This window comes from Mesorhizobium sp. LSHC412B00 (assembly GCF_000503035.1).
Taxonomy (GTDB): domain Bacteria; phylum Pseudomonadota; class Alphaproteobacteria; order Rhizobiales; family Rhizobiaceae; genus Mesorhizobium.
The window spans coordinates 435,520-462,003 of the sequence record NZ_AYWB01000001.1; the positions used below are offsets into that span (position 1 = coordinate 435,520).

Here is a 26,484-nt window from a genome sequence, read left to right on the forward strand (position 1 = left end):
AGTAAGGATCACGAGGATACGCCCGCCGCTAGGAGCGGCGGCGCAGTCTGGGAGGTACCGCCCACTGTCGGGGGAGGAATGTATCGAAGGCACAGGACCAGCGGGATCAGAACCAAGGCCAGTATGCCGAATATCCGGTAGACATCCGCTGTCGCCAGAACGCTGGCCTGCTGCGTCACCACATCGCCCAACGTACTAAACAACGCGTCTGACGATGGCAGCCTTGCCATTTGATGACCTGCATGGTCGAGCAGCATTTCTGAATGGAATTGGCTGCGCACCGCTGTCACCTGGCCGATCAATGCACCACCAAGCGTGGTGCTGAAGACGCGCAGGATATTGACAAGCCCCGCGACGAAGGGGCCTTCCCTAGGCTGAACCACGCTCGTTGCTAGGAACAACAGCGAGATTACCGCCATGGGCTGACCAACGGCTTGCAGGACCTCAGCCGTGATGAACTGCTGCACCATCCATTCGTCAGTGATGCCTGAGGCCTGCCAACAGGCAACCGAGATACAGGCCAATCCAGAGGCGAACACATAACGCGCGTCGACCCATTTGCGATAGAGCAGCAGTGCAACGCATGGCCCGAGCACCAATTGCGGCAACCCGACGATCAGGCCAATTGAAGCGCTCTGCTCGATGCGGAACCCCTGAAGGTTAGCCAGTACATTCGCCGGGAAAGTCACACTGGTAGAAAGCGTCATTAGCAGGAACAAAAAGATCAGAAAGCTCAACCATATGTTTCGACGCTCGAGCAGTTGGAGGCGTATAAAGGGGGCCGGGTGCCGCCACTCACTGACCAGAAACAGCGCAGTGAAAACGGTGCCGACCCCAAGAGCAGCAGTGATCAAAGGCGAGTGTAGCCACTCCAGACGCACGCCTTGATCCACGCCAACGACGAGCAGGGCAAGGCCGGGCATTCCTAGAGCCATGCCTAGCCAGTTTCCTTGCCTCAGTCGTGGTAACTCAAGCGGCATTTCGGGAATGCCCCAGGCAACAAGTCCAGCTGCCAAAAGACCCGGAGGAATCACATGCCAGTAGACCCATCTCCAGTCTTCAAGACGATCAACACATAAGGCAGCAATCCACAGGGCGACATTGGGTGAGCATGTCGCTGTCAGCGCAAATAGCGCCAGCCCGTAAAGCCTGAGTGGCGGCGGCAGAAAGCGCAACGCGGCCATCATCAGCACAGGTATCATCGCACCTGCGACCATCCCTTGAAATGCGCGTAGTCCCAACAAGAGATCTAGATCTTCAATGGTGGGTATGATCGCGGATATCGCCAGTGCACAAGCCAGCGTGGTCAGATGGAACCGCCGCATGGAAAACGTAATCGCGAACCAGCTTGCAAACGGCATGGCAGCCAGTTCACCAGCGGAATAGGCTGTGGTGAGCCACGATCCGTCATCCCGTCCAACCCCAAGAGCTCCCTGGATATCGGACAGAACCAGACCAGGCACCCGACCGATAAGACCAGCCGTCATCGCAGCCAGCAAAATCCCCATGAGGCCAAGCGCCAGACGCGTGCTGAATAGCGGTTGAGGCGCCGCGCCCGATGGCGGTGATCCGGTTTGAAGCGTGCCAAGCTCGCTCATGGCATCGCTCTTTTCGAGGAGGCGGGCTGCGTTCGTTTGCACAGAAGCAAGCTCCGAATAAATCCATTCGTATCTCCTGCCGCCGACCGCGCCGCACTTGGTCTATTCGCGCGACCGCATTGCAGGGTTGGGAGCGAGACGATGGGCCTACGGCTTTGAGACTGATTGTTCATCGAGTTCCTCGACTGCGAGACATTGATGAGGCTCAGGCAGAACGAGGGCTGTCACGCCGCCAATGCGTTCCCGCTGAACATTCCTCCCTTAAATGTAGGTGCCGCGCGATCCGTGGTGAACAAAACCAGGTCGCTTTGCTGCTGGGCGACGATTTCGCGCTCGCTTCCATCAATGAGCAGGCTCTCACCTGTTTTCAAAGTGAAGTCACCGACAGAGACCTGACCCACGAAGACATAAATCAGCCTGCTGATCTCACCTGCGGGCGCTGGTGGCAGCCCCGTTACTTGACCTGCGCTGATGCGGTTATCGTGCACCCAGGCCGGTGCACGAAACGTGAGGGGGGCATCGGATGGACCCGCGATGAGCCGCCAGGCATTTTCGCTGTATGGGGAGGCGAAGTCGTGAAACTGCACAATAGGATCAAGATCGCTTTCGCTCGGGCGGACAAAGATCTGCAGTCCTTCCAGAACACCGCCGTCGACCTGGACCTGCTCTTCGTGCTGGAAGGTGTGCCCGGCGCTCATCAGCATGAGGCGGGTATTGAAGACCGGCTCTGAATGGCCCTCCGTATCCAGGTGGAGTACCCTGCCGCTGCGCAGGTAGGTAAGGATTTCGTCGTCCTTGTGCGGGTGCATGGATACCACTGTCCCCGGCAGGACCCTCGCATGATCGATCCGACCGATTGCGCCAATGCCACTGTCGCCTTGGTCCCTGCGCGCGAGGCCCGGCCAGAGAATCTCAATGCCGAAGCCGCCAGAGCCGTGTTTGCGCTTCATCGAACGCTCTAGTTTGATAGGCTGGTTCATGGCGATGTCCTTTCTTCAAACGTCGGGAGCGCTGCCCACCAACGCGAGGTATGGTCAAAGAGTCGGGTAGTCGACGTAGCCAGTAGCGCCGCCGGCATAGAAGGTGTTGCGGTCACCGTCGTTCAGAGGAGCGTTCTTCTTGAGTCGTTTCAGGAAGTCGGGGTTTGCAAGAATGGCCTGACCATAGGCTTCCATGTCTGCAAGACCAGACTTGACGTCTGAACCTATCTGCTCGCGCGGCCGGCCCGGTCGGTTGACAACCAGCACTCGCTTAAACAGTTTGCGGATGTCTCGGAGAAGAGGCTCGTTACCCACATGCAAGAGGTGCAGGTAGGCAAGATTCAGCTGGTCCAACTCTTCGATCAGATAGCGGTATAGATCCGGACCATCGGCACCCTCATCGATGCCGTTCATGGGAACGCCCGGCGACAGCCGAATAGCTGTACGCTCTGACCCGATGTCTTGCGCGACGGCCCTTGCTATCTCGATTGCGAAGCGGGCGCGGTTCTCGATTGACCCACCGTATTCGTCCATTCTGACGTTCGCGCTTGGGGCGATGAACTGATGGACGAGATAGCCGTTGGCACCATGAATTTCCACACCGTCCGCTCCGGCCTCGATGGCGCGGTGCGCGGCCAACCTAAAATCCCCGATGGTTTGACGAATCTCCTCAATGCTCAGGGCGCGTGGCTCCGGGATGTCGAGCATCCCCTTCATCGTGAACATCTGAGAACCGGGCGAAATCGCCGAAGGGGCCACAGGCTGGCGGTGATGGGGTGTGTTGTCCGGGTGCGAGACCCGGCCGACATGCATCAACTGGATGAACAGGCGACCGCCTTTGGCGTGCACAGCGGACGTGACCGCACGCCATCCGGCAACATGTGCATCGGTGTAGATGCCAGGCGTGGACAGATAGCCTTGCCCATCATCCGACGGCTGCGTGCCTTCGCTAATCGCCAGACCAACAGCGGCACGCTGGGCATAGTATTCAGCCGCGAGATCGCCGGGTGTGCCGTCGGGTTTGGCACGACTGCGGGTCATCGGCGCCATTGCGAAGCGGTTGGCCAACTCAGTTCGACCCAGTTTAATAGACTGCCAGATGTCCGTCATGTTGTTACCTCAAGATGCTTGGTGGAGGACTTCCGATGCTGCCGTGAAAACAGCATCGGGAGGGAGGGCGCCGAAGGACGCTTCGCTGTGGTATTAAGAGTGGGTCTCAGCCCATCAGAGCATGAACGAGCTGCCCACCTTCGGCCGTGCTCCAGCTACCGGCCAACTCGGCGATGAGCTGATTGGTGCTCGTCAATGTCGCGCCAGCGCGCTCCATACGCCGCAAGGCAATATCATCGGCGATTTTGGTGGGCGAACCACCGGCGTCGGCGACAACCTGCACTTCATAGCCGCGACCAACGAGCGTCAGCGCCGGATAGACCGTGCACACGTCGTTGGTAACTCCGGCCAAGATCAGCTTCTTGCGGCCGGTCGCCGTCACGGCCGCCGCAAACGCGTCGTCATCCATCGCATTGACGACGCCAGCCCGCTTGATGCGGGCAGAGAATTCTGCTGGCAGGATGTCTTCGAGTTCGCTTAGCAGCGGTCCTTGAGGAGCGTCCTCCATGCTGGAGGTCAATACGGTCGGGATGTTCAGAATCTTAGCTGCCTTCGCGAGTATGATCGCGTTCTTCTTCATTTCCTCGAAGGTCGTGGAGCCAACCCACCCCATGGTGCCAACCTGGTGGTCGATCAGCAGCATCGCGGCGTCTTCTGCTTTCAGTCTCTCGTAGGTCATTGCGCTTCTCCGTGACTTGGTTTTCCAAACTCCAGCAACATTCACCGTGGGGCGTTCGATCGCTGATGAGCGCATTGTCATCGATATCATTTTCGAGATAAATAGGGTCTGGCGGAATGGAATATGCCATTACTGGAGCAATCGATGAGATCGTTGGACGACATGGCATTGTTCGTGGAGGTCGCTAAGGCAAGGAGCTTTAGGGGTGCCGCGGAAATCTTGGGAATACCTAACTCGACACTTTCCCGACGCATCTCTCGCTTGGAAAACGCTATCGGTTTGCGTCTTTTGCACCGGACAACACGCAAGATCGAGCTGACAGAGGCAGGAGAAATCTACTACGAACGCTGCAAGCGCATCGTGCAGGAGGCCAGGCTTGCCCACGAGCAACTCGGCCAGATGCTAGCGCAGCCTACAGGCCTCCTGCGGGTCACTCTGCCTGTCGATTTCGGCCAGATATTTCTCGCGCCCCTGATAGCTGATTTTGCACGTCGCTATCCGGGCATCACCTTCGACTTCGACCTTTCCCCTCGCCGGGTGGACCTGGTGGGCGAGCCCGTTGATGTGGCGATCCGGATGGGTGAATCTCCTGACTCCAATCTCATCTCGCGCCTTCTGTTTCGCTTGCCGCGCATGCTTTACGCCGCGCCGGCCTATCTCGAACATGCCGGCGAGCCCAGTCATCCGGACCAATTGAAGCAGCATCAATGTCTACGACTGCACACTAGCGAAGCCGATACATGGAAGCTGCATCGCGGCGTCGATACTATCGACGCCAAAGTGGGCGGCCGATTTATGATGAACAACGTTGGCATGATCCAGCGTCTCTGCACGCTTGGAATGGGCGTAGCGGTACTTGCCGAACGCGTTGCCGCCGCCGATGTCGCCAATGGAGCCCTGCAGCGAATTCTGCCCGACTGGCAGGCCACAGCTATCGCCATTAATGCCATTACTGAAACCAGACTGCTGCCGGCGAAGACGCAGCGTTTTGTTGATTTTCTGAGAGAGCAATGGCGGTGAGCTGGATGACTCCTTGATGGCGAAGCTTCATCACGTTGTATGGCTTACGCTGGCGCGCGCACCGCGCGGATCGTGAAACACTTGCAGAATGTGGCTTTGGAGAAGAGCATATTGCAAGATTCGCACGAGTTTTCAGGAGGACCGGGCCAGCGCATCGCAATTGCCAACGTCCCATATCGTCTTCAACAACACCCTCCGACAACTTCGAGGCCATTGCGCGCGGATTCCAGTAATCTTGGATACCATTGTCATCGCATCGCGAGGGGATGCTTGCGATCCGTCGGCTGCAAGGGCATTGATGTGTTGAAATCGGTCGAATGCCTCGACCTCGGGGACCCGGCGGTCACTGACAAAAGCGACGTGGTCTAGATGGTCATTGTACCGCGTGTAGGCGGCCTGATCGGCGAATTCCATCGAGAAGCCGAAACGATAGTCGTTCTTGGGGCTGACCTGTCGCAACTGCTCGAAAAGCGTGACGTCCTCTATCGCGGTGAGGATTGTGTTGGCGTCGGTCAAGAATTCCTTTTCCTCCAGCGAGTGCGGCGCATGCTTCAGCGTGAAGACCACGATGTATGGCGGATCATCTTGTCTGCTCCATCTCGGCTCACCTTCAGATTAGCGCAGCCATCACCGCGTCAACGGACGCAATCTCAGCCACATTCCCCATCGCATAGGCGATCGAGGCGTTGTGCCACTCGGCGTTCATTGTCGAACACGCGTCTTCCGGAACGATAATCCGGAAACCCTTGTCGGCACCTGTACGAGCCGTATGTTCCACACTCATATTGGTCCAGGCACCGCAGTTGATGATCGTATCGCGTTGCCCATGGTGCAGGTAGCTTTCAAGCCGCGAGGTTTCCCAGGCGCTCATCGACATTTTTTCAACGACGAGATCTCCCTGGGCTGGCTCCAGACCCTCTGCCGGCCGGGCACCCCAAGTGCCACGAACCAAGGCATTCTGCCCTTTCAGCCCCTGGAAGAGAGATGCATGCTGGGCGAGGAATGGGTGACCGCGCTCGCAAATCATCCACACGTGGATGACCATGACGCCAGCGCGGCGGCAGGCGTCGGCCAGCCGTCGCGCGTTGGCTACCACATTCTGGGTTTGAGCATGCCTCGGGGCGCCGGTCGATGCGAATGCCCCGCCTTCCATCATCACGTCGTTCTGCAAATCTTGCAGGATCAATGCTGTGCGCGCCGGTTCGATGCGCAGCAATTCACTCCGACTTAAGGTCGGCGCCAAGGACGATTTCCGGCCCGATCGGCCTTGCTCCTGCGCCGAATTTCGCGCTGACTGCGTATCCGCCGAAACGGATCGGGCCGTGGCCAGCATGAAAGGTTCGATCCGGCCTCGCGTCTTTGTTTCGACAGCGTAAAGCGAAGTTGTCGCGCAAATGTACAGCGTCGACCACGCCGGCCCGCCCCAGTGCAGGTTGGCTGGCATTTCGGGCAAGCTGATTTTGCCGAGCAGGACGCCATGAAAGTCGTAGACCCAAATGCCGCCAGGGCCGGTCACGTAGACCTTTCCGTCGATATCAGCCTTCATCCCGTCCGGCACGCCCGGAAGGCGGTCGTCGCGGATGCCTTCCGCGAATATCCGCGGTTCACCCAACTTGCCGTCGGCGGAGACATTGAACATGCGAACATTGGCCTGCGCCGTGTCGTTGACCCACATCCACCTCTCGCAGGGCGAAAAACACAAACCGTTCGGCTGAGTGAAGAGATATCGGTCGACCAGAAGCTCGGGTTCGTCGCCTGGTTTGTGTCCAGCCGGCAGGCGGTAGACGCCTTGAAACCCGAGTTCCACAGGGCGTTCAACGCCATAGTGCGGCATGCGGCCATAGGTGGGGTCGGTGAAGTAGATCGACCCGTCAGCGCGTACGCAGATATCGTTGGGGCTGTTCAGCTCGCGCCCTCGCCATTTGCTGGCGAGAACCTCGCGCGTGCCGTCCCTCCGCAGGCGCACCACCGAACTCGTCGAGTGCTCGCATACAAGAAGATTGAGGGCCGCGTCATAGGTCATGCCGTTGCCCTTGTTCGAAGGCTTTTGGATCTCCTCGACGCCCCTGCCGGAAGTCCAACGGCGTCTCGTGTCGGCCGGCATGTCGGAAAAGATCAGATGCCCTTCGAAAGGGTGCCAAACCGGACCTTCGGCGAACGTGAGCCCAGTCGCCAGCAGGCGCACGGGCGCGTGTTCATCAACGATCGCCGTGAAGCGCGGATCGAGCGCCTCGTGTGCCATTGCCCTACGCCGGGAACCAAGGGCGGTTCGGCACTGTCTCGGTCAACGGCCCTGGTACAGTCATGCCAAGCCGGCCCACCACGCGCTGGTGTTCGATCTTTGCCGGCCGGTCGTGTACCGGCAGCAGGTATCGATAGTTGTTGAGCAGTTTCTTTATCGCGCCCTTTTCCTCGCGCTTGGTGTTGGAGTGATTGCCCGTGGTTCGCGGTTCCATATGGTTGTTAGTGTAGACGTGATTCACGATCTGATCGTTGAAGTCGTAGATGACGTCGCCGCACAAACAGGCGAGGCCGTCGGCGGTTTCAACGATCACATTCATCGAACCCTCCGTGTGGGCGCCAGCTCGTTCGCACCAGACGCCCGGGATGATCTCCTCGGCTCCGGTAATGTCGAGGTCGAGGAAACGGAGCGCCTCGGGTTCATACAGGCGGTCGATCAGGTGTTTGATGTCGGGCTTCGGGTATTGCGGAAACATGATGCCCGACACGGAAAATTCCAGCTCGCGGCGATTGACCACGACGGTCGTGTTCATCGGAAACAGGTCATCCTTGCCGGCATGGTCGATGTGGAGATGGGTATGGCAGACGTACCGCACGTCGCCCATTTTCACGCCATGCTTGGCTAGCTGGTTCTCGATCATGTTGTCATGGAATTGCAGGCCGCGCATGCCAAGCGACTCCATGATGGCGTTGTCGCGGTAACCGGTGTCGACAACGACCGGGTAGGTCCCTCCAAGAATGAGGAAGCCGTAGACCGGCACGCGGCGGACACGCCCGCATTCATGGCCAAGCACGAGAAAGCTCGTTTCGAGTTCGATATCACCAAAGTCCAGAACGTGGATCGTGAGTGCCATTGCGGTCTCCCTGTTTTAGTCAAGCCGATAGAGGCGAGCGGCGGTATCGTTGAAAATTGCAGATCGGGCCTTCTTGGGCAGACCGGAAGCGGCTTCCAGAAATGCGGAAAGCAGCTCGCCATAGGTCGTCCAGAGGCGTTCGATCGGAAAGTTTGAGCCGAACATGCAGCGATTGGCGCCAAACAGACGCACGGTTGTCGCGACCATGTCAGCGATGAAGGCGGGATCGTTCCTGTGAATGAAGGTGCCAAAGGCGGAGAGCTTTGCTGCTACATTCGGACATGATGCGAGCAGCTTCATGCCGTCTTTCCAGGCGACCCGACCTTCGGGGCTGATGTCTTCCAGCATACCAGCGTGCTGGAGCATAAAAGTGACATTCGGGCAGGCCTTCGCGAGCGCTGCTGCACCTTCCATCTGGCTGGCGAAAACCTGCAGGTCGAAGCTGAAGCCATAGTCGGCCAGGTGGGCGACATTGCCCATCACTTTCGGATCCGTGCAAAGGTCCGGACGGGACGCAAAGCGGTAGAGCGGATTCTCGTGCCAATGCAGCTGTTGTCTGATGCCGCGCACGAGCGGGATGCGGGCGAGTTTGTCGAGCGCAGGACGCACGTCCGCAACCGTCACATCGGCAAAAGGAACAATCGCGTGCGGCCAGCCAGTGCGGTCTGCGGTGGCCTGCACCCAGGCTGCTTCGTCCGCTGCCCAGTTGGGTGCCCAGTTCGCCTGGACGTAGACCGACTTGTTGATTCCCTTGCCGTCAATGTCCGACAGGAATTCCTCCACGAGGTAGTCGCGCCGGATAGCCGCGTATTCGCCGAAAATGCGCGGGCGTTCGGCCCCCAAGAGCCAAGGCAGATCGGTTTGCCGCCAAATGTGGTGGTGCGCGTCGATCATGCGAGCCTCGACAACCCAAGAATGGCTTGGCTCATGCCGCGCAGGTCGACGGCCCCTTCAAGTCTGTCGACCATTGGCGCGATCGCTCGCATGGCTTGGGTTTCTGGCCGGTAGCCGGGTTCGGCGGCGAGAGGAGAAATCCACAGTGTGCGCCAGCAAAGCCGCGTTAGACGGCGCACCATCTCGGCGAGTTCTGCCGGATCACCACGCTCGAGACCGTCAGAAACGATGACCACGGCAGTGCCGCGAGCCAACGCGGCGTAGCGCGGCACGGCCAGGAATATTCCAAGCGCCTCGCCGAGCCGGGTGCCTCCCTCGAAATCCGCCACGACCTGTGATGCTCTCGAAAGAGCAATCTCCTGCTCTTGAGGTGACAGCGCCGCGGTGACACGCGTGAGCCGCGTGCCAAGTGTGAACACCTCGACACGCTCGGCCACCTGAACAACGCGATGGGCGATCTTCAGGGCCGGCTCGGAGTAGCCCGCCATGGAACCCGAGACATCTATGAGCAGCAGCAGACGACGCGGCCGAAGGCGGCGGCTCGTGCGGTGCAGCCTGATGGCCTCACCGCCATGCCGCATCGCCCCCTTGAGCGTCCGCCGAAGGTCGATGTCATCACCCCGTTTGTGCGGGGTGCGCCGAAATGTTCGCCGCATGGGAAGGCGCCGCCGCAGAACTTGGTCAAATCCTTGAAGGCCGCCATCGTCCCTCCCCTGGCCAAGCGTCGCCACGCCCAGGTGCTCCTCGAAGCTGGCGGCTTCCCCCGAAGGCTCACCTTCCTCCTCGTGGCTCACATCGGCTTGGGTACCCAGAGGCTCATGCGCTTCAACGCCGGTATCATCCTCATCGACAAGATCCCCTGTCGGCAGCGTGTGGCCAAGGAAATGAGCCCTGAAGAGCGCGTCGTAGTCGGGAATGCGCTCGTGCGGTATCGCATACAACGCCAGGCCCGCACGCCGAATATCCTCTGGTCCTTGCGGGCCAAGCGCACCGACCGCCGCGACAAACCCGATCGTTTGATCGGGCGCGACCGCGAAGCCGGCGCTGCGCAAGAGCGACGCGAAAGACAGGAATGGATCCAGGCCGATCATTGCACGGCCTCACCGGGCAGAAGCCGGTCCAGCATCGGGGCGACATACAGGAGGTCGTCCTGATCCTTGACGGCGACCCCGATCGCTCGGCGAAAAGCGTCCGGCCAGCGGGCGCCTTGTGCGTTGAGCAGGGTGGCTGCCTCCGCCCATTCGACCGTTTCGGCTACCCCGGGAGGTTTGGCGAGGGGCTCTTGCCGCATGAGCCCGACCGAAGCAACTACTGCCTCGGCCGTCGCTCGCGCGACCGAGGAGGCACGGGCCATCACGATCTCAGTTTCGAGGGATGCGTCCGGATAGGAAATCCAGTGGTAGACGCAGCGTCGCCGCAGAGCTTCATGAAGGTCCCGCGTTCGGTTGGAGGTAAGCACCACCACCGGAGGTTCGTCCGCGCGTACCGTTCCGGTCTCCGGTATCGAGATTGAGAAGTCGGATAGAAACTCAAGCAGAAAGGCCTCGAATTCGGCGTCTGCGCGGTCAATTTCGTCGATCAGCAACAGGGTCGTTCGCGGTGAACGCAGAGCGTCCAAGAGCGGCCGAACCAGCAAAAACTCTTCAGAAAACAGATTGAGGCCGGCCTCTGTCGACTGGCGGATCGCGAGCATCTGGCGTGGATAGTTCCAGTCGTAGAGCGCGGCGGAGGCGTCGATCCCTTCATAGCACTGCATCCTGACGAGGCGACGACCCAACACCCCAGCAAGCGCCTTGGCGGCTTCGGTCTTGCCGACGCCCGGCGCGCCTTCCAGCAGGAGGGGCTTGCCGAGCGCCAGCGCGAGATAGGCAGCCGTAGCCAAGTCGTCACCGGCCAGGTATTGAGCACCAACAAGCGCCTCGCGGAGCTCGATGGGAGATGAAATGCCCGAGGTCGATGCCCTGATCGCCATCAATACGCAGCCCGCTTTTTAGCGCCGCCATTGGCGCGCAGACCACGAAGTATCTTCTCAGGTGTGAATGGCAGTGCATCGCAGCGCACGCCGACAGCATCGTAGATGGCATTCGCGACGGCGGGCAACACGGGGTTGGCGCACATTTCACCGGGGCCTTTCCCGCCGAAGGGCGCATCCTCGGCGGGACGCTCAAGCACCGCGATATGATGTGGAACGACCTCAGCTGGACCCGGCATCAGGTAGGTGTTGAAATCGAGCGGCAAATGAGTGCGCTGAGGGTAGTAAGGTTCTGTGGTCTCGTACAGTGCGTGGGCAACCCCCATCCAGGCACCGCCGATAAGTTGCTGCTCGACCAGCTTCTCGTTTAGAGCGCGGCCGAGCTCGTAGGCGGAATTGATCTCGGTTACCACGACTTCGCCGGTCTCATCGTCCACCTCCAGGTCGACGACCAGAGCGGCATGAGCAAACGTCGTAACGGGCGTCATCTCGCCGGTGTCGGCATCGACCGGAGATGGCGGTATCAAGAAAATGCCGCGCCCGGACAAGGTGCGCCCCTGCTTGAACTGAGCAGCGATAGCGGTCTGTGATATGGTGATGGACCGGGAGGGGGACCCCTTCACAATGATGTTGCCCTTACCGTCCGTGTCGAGGTCGGCGGCGGCGACTTCCAATTCTTCCGCAGCCGCTTCCAACATCTGCTTGCGTGCTTCGGCGGAAGCTCTGATGACTGCATTGCCGACGCGATGCGTACCGCGGGAAGCGAATGATCCCATGTCGTGAGGGCCGGTGTCGCTATCGGCCGTGTCGACCTGTACGTCGGCGATCGGCACGCCCAGCGCCTCGGCCGCGATCTGGCGAACGACCGACTTCATGCCCTGGCCGAGATCGATCGCGGACAGCGTGACCATGAATTTGCCGTCGGGATTGGAATGGACCAGCGCCTGCGACGGGTCGCCGCCGAGGTTCATTCCGATCGGGTAGTTGATGCAAGCAAAACCGCGGCCCTTGTGGATCGACATTCATCGCCTCCGTATGCCCGAGAGAAACCGCGACGCACCCGGCCGCGTCACGCCACGTGTGAATGCCTCATCCGGCTGGTAGGGTGCAGAAGACGGCGGCGGTAGCGGTGCCATAGGTGTTGATGGGATGGGCGGCGGCTGTCTGCTGCCGGCGGGGGATGCTACACCCGCTGCTGCCGGCGGCACGGCGACACGCGGCACTACTGGTGGCAGGCCCGGTGGCGAACCGGCTGTCGCTTCAGGAGCAAGCCTCGGCGCGCCAGTCCGGTGACCCACGCGTCCCGCTTCAAGCACCATGTCCCGATTTTGCACCAACGCCCGCGCATCCTGTGGATGCACGGTTCCAGCAGGGAGCATCCTGCTCGCGCGCGGCGATGGTCCGTTCATCAAGACTTTGCCCTGCCGACGCTCCCCGATCTTCCCCTCGGTGTCGAGCGCGGTCTCGGGGATAACGGCTCGCTCCGGTGTCCCGCCACCAGAGAGGCTCGACGCCTGTAGAAACTCGGGCCGCAGTGACCAATCGGCCTTGCCCGCCACCACCTGGCAGCACTCGATCAGCGCCGTGTTCTTGGCGACGCGCCGATGCGCCTTCATGTCGCCATCGCGATAGGCGTTGAGGATGCGCAACTCTATCGGGTTTATGCCGACCACCTCGGCGACCCGGTCCATGTGGCATTCAATCGCAAAATCAACACCGGTGACGCCGAAGCCCCGCATCGCCGTGGCCGGCGTACGATTGGTGAACACCATATAGACGTTGGCGGCGACATTGGGGATCGTGTAGGGCCCCGGCAGGTGGCCCGTCCCTTTTTGTACCGCATAGGACGATAGGCGCGTATAGGCTCCGCTGTCGAAATAGCCGGTGAATTCGCGAGCCAAGATGCGGCCGTCCGAGGCAACGCCATCTTTCAGAACCCAGCGCTCCGCACCACGGGGCGCGCCGACCTGCATCTCCTCTTCGCGGTCCCATTGAAACTTGACGGGGCGTCCGGTGAGCATGGCACCCAGGACGGCCATCGGCTCGGTGATGCTGTCCACCTTGCCCCCGAACCCACCACCGACGGTGCCGCCGATGAAGTGAAGCCGCGCTGACGAGATGTCGAGAATCTTGGCCGTCGTCCCGAGTGAAAAGAACAGGGCCTGGGTGCTGGTGTGGCACACATATCGATCGTTGGTCTCAGGCGCGGCTATGGCGCCGCAAGTCTCCATCGGCGCCTGTTCGATCGGCGACATCTGATAGGTCGCCTCGACGATATGCTTCGCCGCGCGAAACCCGGCCTGGACATCGCCAAAACGCAACTTCTGATGATCGTAAGGACCGTAGTCGAAAGTGTTGTTAGGATAGGCCTCTTGCACGGACGGCGCACCGGGAGCGATTGCTTCCTCGACGTCGAGCACGTGCGGCAGCACCTCCCAATCGACGCGAACCGCGTCGCAGGCGGTACGGGCCTGGCTCTCGCTCGTAGCGATGATGGCCAGCACCGGCTCGCCCCGATAGGCTACCTTCGTCGATGAGATCAGCGGTTCGTCGTCTCGCCCGAACCCGATGATCGACAGCAGCGTATTGAGGTTGCGCGGCACATCCGCTGCCCGCACGATCCGAATAACTCCGGTCATGCGTTCGGCCGCCGACGTGTCGATGCCGCGAATTCGAGCATGGTGATGCGGTGATCGAACGGCGCGCATGTGCAGCATTCCGTCAAAGAGGTGATCGTCAAAATATCGAGTGCGGCCGGTCACGTGGCCGAGGATGTCAGCGCGCAAATGCGGCTTGCCGATTACCTTGAGCGTGTCGTCTCGCTCATCGGCAAAGAGGTCGCGCCGAAATTCGATGGAGCTCATAAGGAATTCACTCCCGCGCGAGCGGCTGCTGCCAGGATGGCGTCGATAATCGGCTCGTAGCCGGTGCAGCGGCATAGATTGCCGGATATCGCCTCGGCCACTTGCTCTCGACTTGGCCGGGGGTTTTGGACGAGCAGTGTCTTGGCGGCCATCAGCATGCCCCCAGTGCAGAAACCACATTGCGCGGCGAAGCCTTCGATGAACGCGGTCTGCAAGGGATGGAGGGCAGGTCCATCGGCGAGGCCCGCCGGCGTCTGCACATGTGTAGCGGCCACGGTTTCGGCCAAGGTCAGGCAGGCCAGGCGTAGCTCGCCATCGATCCGCACGGAGCAGGCTCCGCACGTGCCCTGCCCGCATCCGTATTTCGGCGACAGGTCGCCGGCACCGCGACGCAATACATCAAGCAGGTTTGCTCCATCGTCCACGAAAACCGATCGCTCGGTGCCATTGAGATGAAAGGAAAGTGCGGTTTTTGGCATCAGGCGCCTTGCCCCTCTATCAGCAGACGCCCGAGATGAACCGCAGCCACTTCGCGGCGGTACCATGCACTCGCGAGCGCATCATCTTCTGGTTCGAGACCTTCGCAAGTGACCCTGAGGGCGGCTTGTACTCCCGCGAGGTCGGAAGCGGCGCCACGGAGAGCTGCTTCGGCGGCTCGTGCACGGAGGGGTCGCGGTCCCATGGCGCCGAACGCGATCCTCACTTCGCCGAAACGCGTCCCCGTCTTCGGTAGGTGCGCGGCGATGCTCATGACCGAAATCCCCTTAGGCTTTACCCGGGTAACCTTTCGGAAGCGGAACTCGCCAGTCGTCAGCCGTGGGACGGTTACGGCAGCGACCAGGCCGCGCATTACAGTCCCGCGCGCAGCAAGGAAGGTCTCTAGCGCCTCGGTGCGGCCATCCGCCATGACCACGTCCGCCCCTGCCGCCAGGAGCGCGGTGGTGAAATCGCCGTAGGGAGACGGCGCGAAGAGATTGCCTCCGACTGTCGCCATGTTGCGGATGGCGGGTCCACCGATAGCGCGCGCAGCCGGCGCGAGGAACGCAAGATCGGGGGTTGAGGCGATTGCGGCAAAGGTAACCCCAGCGCCAATCCGGATGCGGTTGCCCGCGGATGTCACCTCACGCATAGAAGGATCTTCAACCACGAGAATGCGGGCCACACTCTGGGGCGCGTAGTTCAACTGCCGCATCAGCAGCGTTCCGCCGCCTAGAACATGGACGTCCCTGGCACGGCCGGAACGTGCCGCTTCCGCTATTGTCTGAAATCGCTCTATCGTTGTCACGACGTGCTAGCCTCCAATTGGCTGCGGACTGCGTCGAATCCGGCTTGGTAGATGTCGTTGCCGATCATGGAGGCCAACTCGGTCTCTCGACCGGTTGGTGCATCGAACCGGCCTAGCCATTCCCAGAAGGTGTGATGCCCGTCAGTCACGGGGAGCAGGCGCACGTGCGCCACATAGTTGAAGATCGGCAGTGGGGTATCGAGGAGGCAGTAGCTGAGCGCCCATTCCAGGTCCGACAGCGTAAGCAGCTTCTCACGCATTTCCGTGCCGTTTGCCAAACGGAAGTTCCGCACGCAGCCGACGCGGTCAGAGTACAATCCGCGCTCAATGTGGCTCTCCACGACAATTGGGTGCCAGCGGTCGTGGCCATTGAAGTCACGCACGACGTCCCAGACCGCCTCGATTGGCGCGCTGACGATGGTGCTGCGGACGACCCTGACCACGACCTATGCCGCCTTTACTTCTTCAACTTCATGCCGGCGGGATCGAAGGTCGTGACCTGCGTGTACATCAGGCCATCCTTCGTGATATAGGCGTCGGCGCCCTTGTAAGGCTCTGCCAGCCAGGGCGCATCCACACGCCAAGAGACGGCGACCGTGTCGCCGATCGTCTTGACCTTCTCGGGGCTAAAGACCGCGCCCTTGAAGCCGCCTGCGGCGCGCTCTTTGCAGAAGCCGGTGAATAGGTCACCGACCGCGTTCCGGCCTTCGACCGAGCCGCCGTTCGGCAGAATGAAAAGAATCTCCTCAGGGTACTGCGCCATGAGCCGATTCCAGTCGCATTTGCTCAGCGCATCGACATGCTCGACGACGACCATCTCTGCGTTGGACTGGACCTTTAGCGGCGGCAGTGTCGGCTTCTTGTCCTGCGCCATTGCACCACTGATCATGGTCGCCAGGCTCGCTGCTATCAGGCATGTTATGCGTTGCATTGTCTTCCTCCCTTTGTTGAACTTGGTTTTCAGTCCACGTCATCAGCCCGCGAAATGGCGTTTGAGCGCCTCGAAGCCGCCCATGAAGACATTTCGGCTGATATGTTTGACGAGGTCGTCCTCGTCTTTCGGGTCGCACCCGAACTCGGCCGACCACTCGATGAACGTGCGGTCTCCTTCGGTCACGGGCGTAAGTCGAAGGGTGGCGACGTAATCCGTCACCGCCATCGGGCTCTCGACGATCTCGTAGGTGCAGAACATGTCGTAGTCGGAGAGACCGAGTAGACGTTCACGCAGCCGGTCACCGTTCTGAAGTTGGAAGCTGCGAATACAGCCGACCTTGTCGGAAGGCAGCGCGTCTTCGATACGGCTGTCGCGCATGCGCGGGTGCCAGCGCGGCAGCCCGTTGAAGTCGCGCACACGCTCCCAAACCTTGGCTGCCGGGGCGCCGATTACAGACGATGCATAGACCCGCGCCATCTCAGGACTTCCCGCCGTCGGTCTTCGGCGCTGCCTTCTGTTTGGCAATGTCCGCCGCGACGCGCTGCATGTCTGCGGCATCTCGGATCAAGCCGCCCTGGCGCGCGATGTTCGACCCGTCTATGCCGATGTCGGCCAGCAGGCTGTCGATCATCGGCGCTTGCACTCGGTAGCGCAGCGCCGAGTTGATCACTTCTTCGGTGGGACTTGGGCGGTTGGCATCGCCTTCGCCCCCCCAACCGGGAGCACCACTGCCGCCCAGCTGCACGATTTTGATCTCGTTGATTTTCTCTAGCGGCTTCACCGAAGCCGCAACAATGCCCTCGATCCGCTCGAGCAGCCGGCGCCGGAACATTCCGAAGCGGGCGCCATCCGACAGCACGTTTTCGGCCTCGTAGATGAGCTTCTGCGCCTCGGCCTCGACAGCCGCTCGGATCTTGTCGGCGCCGGCGGCGATCTTCGTCTGTTCCGCCTCCTTCTCGGCCATCGTCACATCGACCGCCTTGCGACGCTTCGCGGCGGCGGTCTCGCGCGCCGTGGCCACCTCTTCGGCGGCCCCTGCAGCGAGCGCTCGTGCCTGTTCGGCTTCGACGGCGGCCGCACTTTCCTGCAGCGACTTCGCGTAGATCGCGATCGCCTTCTCCATAGCGGCCTCCTCCACCGCCTTCTCCCGTGCGATCTCGAGCTTGCGACGGTCCGTCTGATGACTTATGCGAGCGTCGTCGAGCCCGCGCTCCGAAGCGATCCGGGCCCGTTCGATCTCCTCCTGGCTGGCGATTTCGGCTTCGCGCACGATCTGGACGCGCGAAATCTCCAGCTGCTCCAACGCCTTGCGCCGCTCGAGCCTGCGTGTATCGAGAGCCAATTCGGCGCCGATCTTCTCGGCATCGATGGTCTTCGCCTTCGTCACCCGCGCTGTCTCGACAGCTGTGTCGGCGACGAGTTGAGCAGAATCGTTGGACTTGTTTCGCTCGATCTCCAACTCCCTAACGCGCATGTCACGGGCGATCTTCTCCGCCGCGGTGGCGCCTTCCTCCTCAATTCGCTGGCTATCGACCTGTCGGCGCGAACTGATCTCGGCCGTTTCGATTGCCTCATTCTTCGCGATTTCACGCGAGCGAATTTCGCCGTCGCGGGCAATCTCGGCCGTGCGCAACCGCACCTGCTCCATGATCTTGGCCGCCTGCACTTCCTCATCGGCGGAAACTGCGAGAAGCTCCACAGCGCGGTTCCGTGCGATTTCGCGTTCCTTGAAATCCTGTTCATAGGCAATGCGATCCGCAGCGAGCGCCTTTTCGCGTGCTATCCGAGCCTCTTCTGTGACGTGTTTTGATTTGATCTCGGCCTCGTCCACGACCTGGTTGCGTGCGATCTCGGCTTCGCGAGTCGCTCTTTCCATGCCGATGCGCGCCTCCGTGATGTGTAGCTCGTTGGCGATGCGCGCCGTCTCGACCAATTGACGCGCGGTGATCCCGGCTTCGTCGACTGCACGTTGCCGTTCAATTTCCTGCGTTTGCGTCTCCCGATCGTTCGCGATCCGCGCTTCCGTGACGACTCGTTCCTGGGTGATGCGAGCCTTTCCCACAGTCTCGAGAGCCGTAATCTCCGCTACATCGGTACTCTGTTGGTTCTTGATACGGGTCGCGCTGATCTCCTGCTGCTGCGTCAGCCGCGCCTTCTCGATAACCTCGACGGTCGCGATCTCGGCCTCATCGATCGCGCGTTTCCGCCCAATCTCAAGCTGGCGCACCTCACGCTCAGAAGCGATCCGTGCCTCGGTGATCTGCTGTTCGATCCGTATGCGCGACGTCTCGACCGCCTCCCGGGAGAGAAGGGTCGCATGCTCGGCGTCTCGATCACGTTCAGAACGCTCGCGCGTCAGTTCGGATCGCTGCGCGGCGCGGCGGAATTCGATCTCGCGTTCCTGTTCGAGCCGGGCTTCCTCGCTTGCGCGCTCGATGTCGAGCGATTTCCGTTCCGCCTCCAGGTTTCGAGTCCGGATTTGCGTCATCGTTTCCTGCTCGATGTCGTTGCGCAGCTTCCGCCGCCCTTCGACCGCCTCGACGACGCTCGTCAAGCCTTCTGCGTCGAACCGGTTTGATGGATTGAAATATGCGATGTCCGTCTGGTCGATGTCGGTGATAGCCACCGCTTCAAGTTCCAGCCCGTTCTTGTCCAATCCGTTTTGAGCGACCGCTTGCACCCGCGCGACATAGTCGTCGCGGTTCTCATGGATTTCGTCGATCGTTAATTGGCTGGCAACGGTGCGCAGCGCCGAAACGAATTTGCCGGAAAGAAGTTGATGGATACGCTCCGGCTCAAGTGTGCGGCGCCCGAGCGTCGAAGCGGCCAGGCTGACGCTCTGCCGATCCTGTTTGACGCGAATATAGAACTCCGCATCTACATCGATGCGAAGCCGGTCCTTGGTGATGAGCGCCTGCTCCCGATCGCGGGTAACACCGAGTTGGATGGAATTCATGCTGACGGGCGTGATGTCGTGGACGATTGGCCAAACAAATGCACCGCCGTCGATCACCACCTTTTCGCCGAGGAAGCCGGTGCGTACGAACGCCACCTCTTTCGTCGACCGGCGATAGAGCCAGTGCATCACCCAGAAGAGGACGAAGACGACAATTACGGCCAGTATGAGCCAGAGTATGAGTTGTCCGATAAGTTGACCTATCATGTGGCTTATCTCCCGGCCGTCTGACGAACGATCTTCTTGAACTTCGAGGTCTGCTCGGTCATCGCCTGCTCCGTGGGGAGCCGCTCCATTGACGATGCGCCATAGAAACCATGGCAATGCCTGGTGTTGTTCAACACGAACGCGGCATCCTCCGGTGTAGCGACCGGGCCCCCGTGAACCAGCACGAGCACATCTGGATTGACGTCGAGCGCAGCCACGGCCCAGGCGTCGGTTATTGCGGGCGCCTCTTCCAGTTTGACCGCGGTGCCGGCGCCGATCGAACCCCCGACCGTCAGCCCCAGGTGCACCACGATGATGTCTGCTCCGGCCTCAGCCATTGCCCGGGCGTCGGCCTCGCTGAAGACGTAAGGTGTCGTCAGAAGTTCGCGCGCCCGCGCCATGCGGATCATCTCGACTTCGTGAGCATAGCCCATTCCAGTCTCTTCCAGATTGACCCGGAAATTGCCGTCGATCAGGCCGACTGTCGGAAAGTTCTGCACGCCGGAAAATCCAGCAGACTTCACCTGATCCAGGAAACGGTCCATCAGCCGAAACGGATCGGTAGCGCAGACACCAGCCAATATCGGGGTATTTCTGGCGATGGGCAGGACCTCGGTGGCCCTCTCCATGACGACTGCATTCGCGTCGCCATACGGCATGAGACCAGCAAGTGAGCCGCGACCGGCCATTCGGTAGCGGCCGGAGTTGTAGATTACGATCAGGTCGATACCGCCCGCTTCCTCGCATTTCGCCGACAGACCGGTACCCGCACCGCCGCCGATGATCGGCTCGCCTCGGTCACGCATGGCGCGAAATTTTTTCAGAAGCTCATTACGAGGGAACATTCACGCGCCCTTTCTGGCGGCAGGCGTTTGTGTGTGGAGGGAGCGGAACGTGCGGACAACGAGTTGAGCGAAGTCGGGGTCGTTGATGTTCTCTTTGACGCGGATCAGTTGCCGGTTCGCGTTCTGCTGCACCACGTTCTCAAGAGTTTTGAACAGGGCCGCGTCGGCTTCTGGGTCCCAGAAGGGTTTGCCTGGCGCGTCCAGCAGCGAAAGACCGCCCTCGGGCAGGAAGAACCGGACCGGGCCAGTCATCCGGTTCAGCTTGGCGCCCAGGAAACGTGCAATCGCTACGTTTTCCTCGACCGTTGTGCGCATCAGTGTGATCTGCGGGTTATGCCGGTAGAACAGCCGATCGCGATAGCGTTCGGGCACCGTTTCCGGCGCATTGAAGTTGACCATGTCTAGCGCGCCGGCAGCGCCTATGTACGGCCGGCCAGACCGGATCATGGCCTCGAAACGTGTCTCGTCCGCCGCAAAGACGCCGCCGGCGACCATATCGCAGAGCTCGGTCGTGGTGATGTCGATGACGCCGTCGAGAAGCTTCGAATCGACCAATTTCTCCATGGCCCGTCCGCCCGTGCCGGTCGCATGGAAGACGAGGCAATCGTAGTCGGCGCTCAAGGCCGACGTGATCGCGTCGACACAGGGAGTCGTGACGCCGAACATCGTCAGGCCTATGGCCGGCTTGGCAGGCGCCGGCGGATTTTCAACCAGACGTGCCTTGACCATTCCGGCAAGGGCATTGGCCGCGTTGCCCAAGACCTCGCGCGTGATCGAGTTGATACCCTGAACGTCGGCGACCGAATGCATCATGATGATATCGGCCGGACCTACATATTGCGCGGTATTGCCGCTGGCGACCGTAGATACGATCAGCTTTGGCACGCCGATTGCCGGAACCCGGAAGGCAGGAGCGACCATAGCTGTGCCCCCTGACCCACCTGCCGCCAGAAGGCCAGCGATGTCGGTCTGCCTCTTCATCCATGCTTCGAACGCCAAGGTCATGCCCGCCACGGCCGAGCCGCGATCCCCGGTAAAGACTCCTGCCGCACCGCGGGGGTGTAAAGCGGCGATCACATAGGGCGGAATCTCGGCGCCGGATGGCTTTCCGGTTGTGGACAGATCTACGAGCCGGGCATTCAGACCATGGCCCTTGAGAATGTGGCGCATGAAGCACAGTTCGATGCCCTTGGTATCCAGGGTGCCGCAGACATAGACTACACCGCCACTCGGAGTTTTCCGTCGATCGGAAGGGTCGGCGCGGCCCGAGCCAATCGTTGCGACCGGCGTCATCGTACGGGCCGCGCCCTCGATGAGTCCGACGGGGACGGGAGGGGTCCACCGTGTCGGCGCCACCGGGTTGGAAACATATATTTTAGTCGAGCTTGCAGGGATGGAGGCGGCTGGCTCGGCAGCAGGCGCGATCTCGTCGTGCGCGTGGCGTCCGACCCCCAACAATGTCTGTTGAAGATCCCGATCGCCGGCGAGAACATGGGCGTCGATGATCCGGCTGATGCGGCCGTTGACCATGATCGCCACGTCGCGAGCGACCGCGCAAGCAACCCCGATGTTCTGTTCGATCACAAGAACGTCGATGTCGCCCTGCTGGCCGAGATCGACAAGCATTTCGGCCACCTGATCGACTATCACAGGCGCCAGCCCCTCGGTCGGCTCGTCCATCACTAGAAGCTTCGGATTTGTGAGAAGGGCGCGCCCGATCGCCAGCATCTGCTGCTCGCCACCCGAAAGCTGGGCACCACCGTTTTGCCGGCGTTCCGCAAGACGAGGAAAAATCGAGTAGACACGCTCAGGCGTCCAGGCGCCGCCTTTCGTTGCGACGAGCCGCAGGTGCTCGTCAACGGTGAGCGAACGCCATAGGCGCCGCCCCTGCGGCACATAGCCGATGCCGGCACGCGCAATCTCGGCCGGACGAGCTCCACTCGTCTGCCAGCCACGGAACGCCACGGATCCGGATGCTGCGGGCAAAATGCCCATAATCGCCTTACACAGCGTCGTCTTGCCCATCCCGTTGCGGCCGACAACGGACATGACTCCGCGCGACAAGGTCAGACTGACGCCTTGCAACGCATGGCTGCGCTCATAATAGACGTTGAGGTCGCGCACTTCGAGCGCTGGAATCCCGTGCTCAGGAGTGGCCATGCTCGCCTCCGCCGAGGTAGAGCGCCTGCACTTCCGGATCTTCTTCAATCTCGGCTGGTTTGCCATCCTTGAAGATGCGGCCGTTGTGCATCAAGGTGACGCGGTCACTGACGCGTAGCGCCACATCCATGTCGTGCTCGATGATGATGTAGCCGATGTGGCTTGGGAGACCGGTGAGAATGTCGACCAGATTCCGCCGCTCGGTCGGGCTCAGTCCGGCCGCCGGCTCATCAAAAAGCACCAGGCGAGGCGCGCCCGCTAACGCCATGGCGATCTCGAGCTGGCGTTGTTGGCCGTAGGACAAGTCGGCTACGCGTCTGTCGCTCACATCCGAAAGGTGGACGGTGCGGGCGAGGTCTTCGGAAGCAGCGACTAGTGCGTCGTCGCGTCTGGGCCGCAGCATCGAGAACCTGCCGCGCGACACGCCCCGGCAAGCAAGGTAGATGTTGTCGGCAACAGAAAGCCCGCCGAACAGAAGGGATATCTGATAGGTCCGGCGCAGCCCGCGGCGAATGCGCTCGTAAGCCGGAAACGCGGTGACGTCCTCGCCAAAGAAACGGATGGCACCGGCCGTTGGCCGAAAGTCGCCAGTGATGCAATTGAAGAGGGTTGTCTTTCCGGCTCCGTTGGAGCCGAGCACAGCACGACGTTCACCGGGGCTTACGACCAGATCAATATCGGCCAGTGCTGCCAGCGCACCGAACGATTTGGACAATCCGCGTAGCTCAAGCGCGTTTGCTGCGCCAGCGGCGATGCTTGGGGCCACGGCCATCACGATCGCCTCCCCGTCAGGCGGTCGACCCCTCGTGAATCGCGCCAGCGGTCCCAAAGGCCGAGAATGCCGTCTGGAGAAAGCGCCACAATGACAAGAAATCCAACACCGATCAGGAGATTGAACCGCTCCGCGCCCAACCCAAGCGCCATGAGGATGTCGATCGCAAACGTCTTGAGGACGACGTACAACAGCGCACCAATGAAGGGACCGATAGGGTGACGAAGGCCGCCGACGACTGCGATGATTAACATGTCGATCGCCGGTCCAATGCCCGCAGTGCCAGGCGAAATCTGCCCTGAACCCCACATCAGCAATATCCCGCCGATGGCAGCGGGTATGGCGGCGAACGTATAGGCTGAGACCCGATGAGCGGTAACCGAATAGCCAAGGGCCGCCATTCGCCGGGAATTGTCGCGCACCCCTTGCAGGGCCATGCCAAATGGGGCGCGCACGACGTAACAGACAATGGCGTAAAACAGCGTCGCCATGGCGAGAGACAGGTAATAGAACGGGACCGGGTGTCGCCAATTTATGCCGAAGAGTTCCGGCGGCAGTGTGTGGTTGAACCCTGTAAAGCCGTTGAAAATGTCGTAATTCTGCCGGGTAAAATAGAAGAACGCGGCGGCCACCGCCAACGTGATCATGATCGTGTAAATGCCGGCTGTTCGTACCGCCAGCCAGCCGATGGCGGTCGCGAATAAAGCAGCTAGGATGATCGCCAGCGGAATTGCCACATACCATGGCCAACCCTGGCTGATCGAGACGACGGCGCTGTTGCCGAAAATCGCAAGCATATAGCCGGCAAAGCCCGCAACGGTCATTTGCGCCAGGCTAACCATGCCGCCGTAGCCGGCCAGCACGGTGAGCCCGAGCGCAATCAGGCCAAGGGCGAAACTCCAGCCGAAGATTTGAAACAGGACGAAAGGGCCGGCGAAAACGGGCATCGTCAGAAGAAGCGACCCAATGATCCAATACGCGGGCGGAACGCGCTCAAGGAGCAACGGTTCGGTACGGGGCTGGTCGATATTGAAAGCCATTACGCCCTCCCCAGCAGGCCCTGTGGCCGAAACGCAAGCACCACAGCCATGATGATGAAGGTGACCACCACCGCATAGGTCGGGAAGTAGACGGACCCGAACTGTTCGGAGAGACCGATAATCAGGGCGCCGATCGCTGCTCCGGGAATGGAACCCATGCCACCCACGATGACCACGACGAGTGAGCCCAGCAGAAACCGAATGTCCTCGCCAGGAGCCAGCGACTGGAAAGTACCCCCCACGACTCCGGCCAAACCGGCGAGCCCCGCGCCGAAGGCAAAAACGCCGACGAACACAATTTGAAGCCGTACCCCCATGGCCTCTAGGATCTCGCCATCGTCAACCCCCGCACGTATCACCATGCCGATACGGGTCCGATTGAGCAGTAGCCATATTCCAATGCCAGCGACGACAGATGCGGCGAAGATGACGACCCGCACGAGCGGATAGCTGAGATAGACAGCATCGCCCGAAGGCTTGACCGCCGTGACGAAGAAGGTGGCCATCGGCCCACCCAGCCATGATGGCGCCTGGATGTTATAGAAGTCGCCTCCGAAACCCCACAGCATGAGATCCGCAATCACTATGGACAGACCGATCGTCACCAGCGTTTGACGCAGGTCCTGACCTTGGATCGGCCGGAAGACGACAAGTTGCATGACGACGCCCAGCGCGCCGACGACCACGAACGCCACAGGGAAGGCGAGAAGCCACCAACCCGTCCATCCGGACACAAAGAAACCGACGTAGCCGCCAAGCAGGTAGAGCGAACCATGCGCCATATTCACGTTGCGCATGAGGCCAAAGATCAGGGTGAAGCCAGAGGCAACGAGGAAATACAGACCGCCAAGTGTAATGCCGTTGAAGAAGGCGTTCAAAAATACCTTCTTGCGCCCTATGACGTCCTCCAGACCTGCAGGCCAGACGGCGAAGATCAGCCAGATCAGGGCGAGCAAGGCGAGCCCGATGAGCCCTGTGGACAGGGGACGACGGGCAGCAAAATCTCTCACGATGCGTCTTCCGCACAGACGTCGGGTACAGTTAGCGACTTGGCGAATCCGGACACAGTTCCTCCTCGGGGCGATGCTCGCAGCCGCGCCCTCTTTCTCTGTGAATGTAAATTAGGATCAGTCGACGCCGACGGATTTACCCGAAAGTCTCGTCACGACGCAGCGGATCGGAAAAAGGTGCCCGCGCGGGGGCTGCGGCTCAAACGTGATGAGCGACGCGACGATACTCGGACGGCGGAATGCCAACGTTGGCCGCAAAAAAACGGCTGAAGCTGGCCTGACTGGAGAAGCCGAGGTCGTCGGCAATGTTGGCGACTGTGCGGTCCGTTGTGATGAGGCTTTCTATCGCCCGCTCGCTGCGCAGTGTGTTTAGGTACATGGTCGGCGGGATCCCGACCTGTTGCTTGAAGAGCTTGAAGAAATGCGGACGCGAAAGCCCCACTTCCCGCGCGACGCTTTCTATTTCGATCTCGTCGCCGACGAATTCCTTGAGCAAGCGCAGTGATCGCCTGACGCGAAAGTCACAAAGCGCGTTCGTATGATGGGGTCGAACCAACGTCGTTTGCCCGTCTTCCCAGGAGAGCTGATACGCAAGGCGGGTGACTTCGAAAAACAGCGGCTCGACGTCGACATCTTCGATGCCGTCTCTCAGCGCGGCCGCAAGCCGCATGGCAAGATGCAAGAGGGATGGCGTGACACGAATGTCGGAGCGGCCAAAGCTCAATGCGTACTCGGCTGACTGCGCATTTTCCAGGAACCAAACGGGCTTGATGTAGAGCACCAGACATATGCACGCCGCGCCAGCCCACGCGCTATCGACCTGGAAATTATGCGGCTCCCAGGGGCTGACCGCAACGACTGTGCTCTTATCGAGCAAAACGTTGGCGTCGCCGACTGCCATTCGGGCTGTCGCTTCCGACAAATAGAAGATCAGATGCCCCTCGCGATGGGCATGTACGATGATGGGCCGATCGAGGCGATATAACGTTGCTCGCCCAAAAGCGGCATGGCTGACGGCCAAAGCCTCGCTCATGACATTCCTCCCAGATGCCATACTCTTTTT

24 protein-coding genes and 1 pseudogene are annotated in these 26,484 nt (G+C 60.8%); 1 reads left to right on the forward strand and 24 read right to left on the reverse strand.

The window, feature by feature from the left end:
- Positions 1–8: 8 nt before the first annotated feature.
- The 4 genes from X757_RS162465 to X757_RS162450 all read right to left on the reverse strand — a co-directional run bounded on the left by X757_RS162465 (position 9) and on the right by X757_RS162450 (position 4,367).
- Positions 9–1,598, reverse strand: a complete 1,590-nt coding sequence (locus X757_RS162465; protein WP_023725025.1) for an MFS transporter — start codon at positions 1,596–1,598, stop codon at positions 9–11.
- 224 nt (positions 1,599–1,822) lie between these two features.
- Positions 1,823–2,578, reverse strand: coding sequence for a pirin family protein (locus X757_RS162460; RefSeq protein WP_023725026.1), 756 nt, complete (start codon positions 2,576–2,578; stop codon positions 1,823–1,825).
- Positions 2,579–2,632: 54 nt separating this feature from the next.
- Positions 2,633–3,688 carry an alkene reductase gene (locus tag X757_RS162455; protein ID WP_023725027.1) on the reverse strand — a complete coding sequence of 352 codons (1,056 nt, stop codon included), beginning with the start codon at positions 3,686–3,688 and terminating at the stop codon, positions 2,633–2,635.
- Between the two features lie 106 nt (positions 3,689–3,794).
- Positions 3,795–4,367, reverse strand: a complete 573-nt coding sequence (locus tag X757_RS162450) for an isochorismatase family protein (protein ID WP_023725028.1) — start codon at positions 4,365–4,367, stop codon at positions 3,795–3,797.
- A 144-nt stretch (positions 4,368–4,511) separates the two neighbouring features.
- On the opposite strand from X757_RS162450, the gene X757_RS162445 reads away from it, so the two are divergent.
- A complete protein-coding gene (locus tag X757_RS162445; protein ID WP_023725029.1) occupies positions 4,512–5,387 on the forward strand; it encodes a LysR family transcriptional regulator in 876 nt (291 codons plus the stop codon).
- 297 nt (positions 5,388–5,684) lie between these two features.
- Here X757_RS162445 and X757_RS1000000168420 read toward each other — a convergent pair.
- From X757_RS1000000168420 to X757_RS0133155, 20 genes and pseudogenes are all read right to left on the reverse strand, one after another.
- A pseudogene (locus X757_RS1000000168420) lies at positions 5,685–5,971 on the reverse strand (Dabb family protein); the annotation flags it as partial.
- A 26-nt stretch (positions 5,972–5,997) separates the two neighbouring features.
- Positions 5,998–7,629 carry an isochorismatase family protein gene (locus tag X757_RS162440; protein ID WP_023725030.1) on the reverse strand — a complete coding sequence of 544 codons (1,632 nt, stop codon included), beginning with the start codon at positions 7,627–7,629 and terminating at the stop codon, positions 5,998–6,000.
- Between the two features lie 4 nt (positions 7,630–7,633).
- Positions 7,634–8,482 (reverse strand): N-acyl homoserine lactonase family protein, encoded by an 849-nt coding sequence (locus X757_RS162435; RefSeq protein WP_023725031.1) that lies wholly within the window; start codon positions 8,480–8,482, stop codon positions 7,634–7,636.
- A 15-nt stretch (positions 8,483–8,497) separates the two neighbouring features.
- Positions 8,498–9,376 (reverse strand): amidohydrolase, encoded by an 879-nt coding sequence (locus tag X757_RS162430; protein WP_023725032.1) that lies wholly within the window; start codon positions 9,374–9,376, stop codon positions 8,498–8,500.
- Positions 9,373–10,467: a VWA domain-containing protein gene (locus tag X757_RS162425; protein WP_031250982.1), complete on the reverse strand. Its 1,095-nt coding sequence runs from the start codon at positions 10,465–10,467 to the stop codon at positions 9,373–9,375. The genes X757_RS162430 and X757_RS162425 overlap by 4 nt, the downstream gene beginning before the upstream one ends.
- Positions 10,464–11,348 carry a MoxR family ATPase gene (locus X757_RS162420; RefSeq protein ID WP_023725034.1) on the reverse strand — a complete coding sequence of 295 codons (885 nt, stop codon included), beginning with the start codon at positions 11,346–11,348 and terminating at the stop codon, positions 10,464–10,466. Before X757_RS162420 ends, X757_RS162425 begins: the two co-directional genes overlap by 4 nt.
- Positions 11,348–12,370 carry a xanthine dehydrogenase family protein molybdopterin-binding subunit gene (locus X757_RS162415; protein ID WP_023725035.1) on the reverse strand — a complete coding sequence of 341 codons (1,023 nt, stop codon included), beginning with the start codon at positions 12,368–12,370 and terminating at the stop codon, positions 11,348–11,350. Before X757_RS162415 ends, X757_RS162420 begins: the two co-directional genes overlap by 1 nt.
- Positions 12,371–14,212, reverse strand: coding sequence for a xanthine dehydrogenase family protein molybdopterin-binding subunit (locus X757_RS162410; RefSeq protein WP_031250983.1), 1,842 nt, complete (start codon positions 14,210–14,212; stop codon positions 12,371–12,373).
- Positions 14,209–14,691: a (2Fe-2S)-binding protein gene (locus tag X757_RS162405; protein ID WP_023725037.1), complete on the reverse strand. Its 483-nt coding sequence runs from the start codon at positions 14,689–14,691 to the stop codon at positions 14,209–14,211. The genes X757_RS162410 and X757_RS162405 overlap by 4 nt, the downstream gene beginning before the upstream one ends.
- On the reverse strand, positions 14,691–15,497 hold the full coding sequence (locus X757_RS162400; protein WP_031250984.1) for a xanthine dehydrogenase family protein subunit M: 807 nt from the start codon (positions 15,495–15,497) through the stop codon (positions 14,691–14,693). The genes X757_RS162405 and X757_RS162400 overlap by 1 nt, the downstream gene beginning before the upstream one ends.
- A complete protein-coding gene (locus tag X757_RS162395) occupies positions 15,494–15,940 on the reverse strand; it encodes an SRPBCC family protein (RefSeq protein WP_023725039.1) in 447 nt (148 codons plus the stop codon). The genes X757_RS162400 and X757_RS162395 overlap by 4 nt, the downstream gene beginning before the upstream one ends.
- 14 nt (positions 15,941–15,954) lie before the next feature.
- Positions 15,955–16,371: a nuclear transport factor 2 family protein gene (locus X757_RS162390; protein WP_023725040.1), complete on the reverse strand. Its 417-nt coding sequence runs from the start codon at positions 16,369–16,371 to the stop codon at positions 15,955–15,957.
- A 99-nt stretch (positions 16,372–16,470) separates the two neighbouring features.
- Positions 16,471–16,908: an SRPBCC family protein gene (locus tag X757_RS162385; protein ID WP_023725041.1), complete on the reverse strand. Its 438-nt coding sequence runs from the start codon at positions 16,906–16,908 to the stop codon at positions 16,471–16,473.
- Position 16,909: 1 nt separating this feature from the next.
- Positions 16,910–19,594 (reverse strand): flotillin family protein, encoded by a 2,685-nt coding sequence (locus X757_RS162380; RefSeq protein ID WP_023725042.1) that lies wholly within the window; start codon positions 19,592–19,594, stop codon positions 16,910–16,912.
- A 5-nt stretch (positions 19,595–19,599) separates the two neighbouring features.
- Entirely contained in the window at positions 19,600–20,439 is an 840-nt protein-coding gene (locus X757_RS162375; protein WP_023725043.1) for a phosphoenolpyruvate hydrolase family protein, read from the reverse strand.
- Positions 20,440–22,599, reverse strand: a complete 2,160-nt coding sequence (locus X757_RS162370; RefSeq protein WP_023725044.1) for an ABC transporter permease — start codon at positions 22,597–22,599, stop codon at positions 20,440–20,442.
- Entirely contained in the window at positions 22,586–23,371 is a 786-nt protein-coding gene (locus X757_RS162365; RefSeq protein ID WP_084629368.1) for an ABC transporter ATP-binding protein, read from the reverse strand. The genes X757_RS162370 and X757_RS162365 overlap by 14 nt, the downstream gene beginning before the upstream one ends.
- A complete protein-coding gene (locus tag X757_RS162360) occupies positions 23,371–24,411 on the reverse strand; it encodes a branched-chain amino acid ABC transporter permease (RefSeq protein WP_023725046.1) in 1,041 nt (346 codons plus the stop codon). Before X757_RS162360 ends, X757_RS162365 begins: the two co-directional genes overlap by 1 nt.
- Positions 24,411–25,394, reverse strand: a complete 984-nt coding sequence (locus X757_RS162355; RefSeq protein WP_031250986.1) for a branched-chain amino acid ABC transporter permease — start codon at positions 25,392–25,394, stop codon at positions 24,411–24,413. Before X757_RS162355 ends, X757_RS162360 begins: the two co-directional genes overlap by 1 nt.
- Before the next feature lie 226 nt (positions 25,395–25,620).
- Entirely contained in the window at positions 25,621–26,454 is an 834-nt protein-coding gene (locus tag X757_RS0133155) for a helix-turn-helix transcriptional regulator (RefSeq protein WP_031250987.1), read from the reverse strand.
- Positions 26,455–26,484 lie beyond the last annotated feature (30 nt).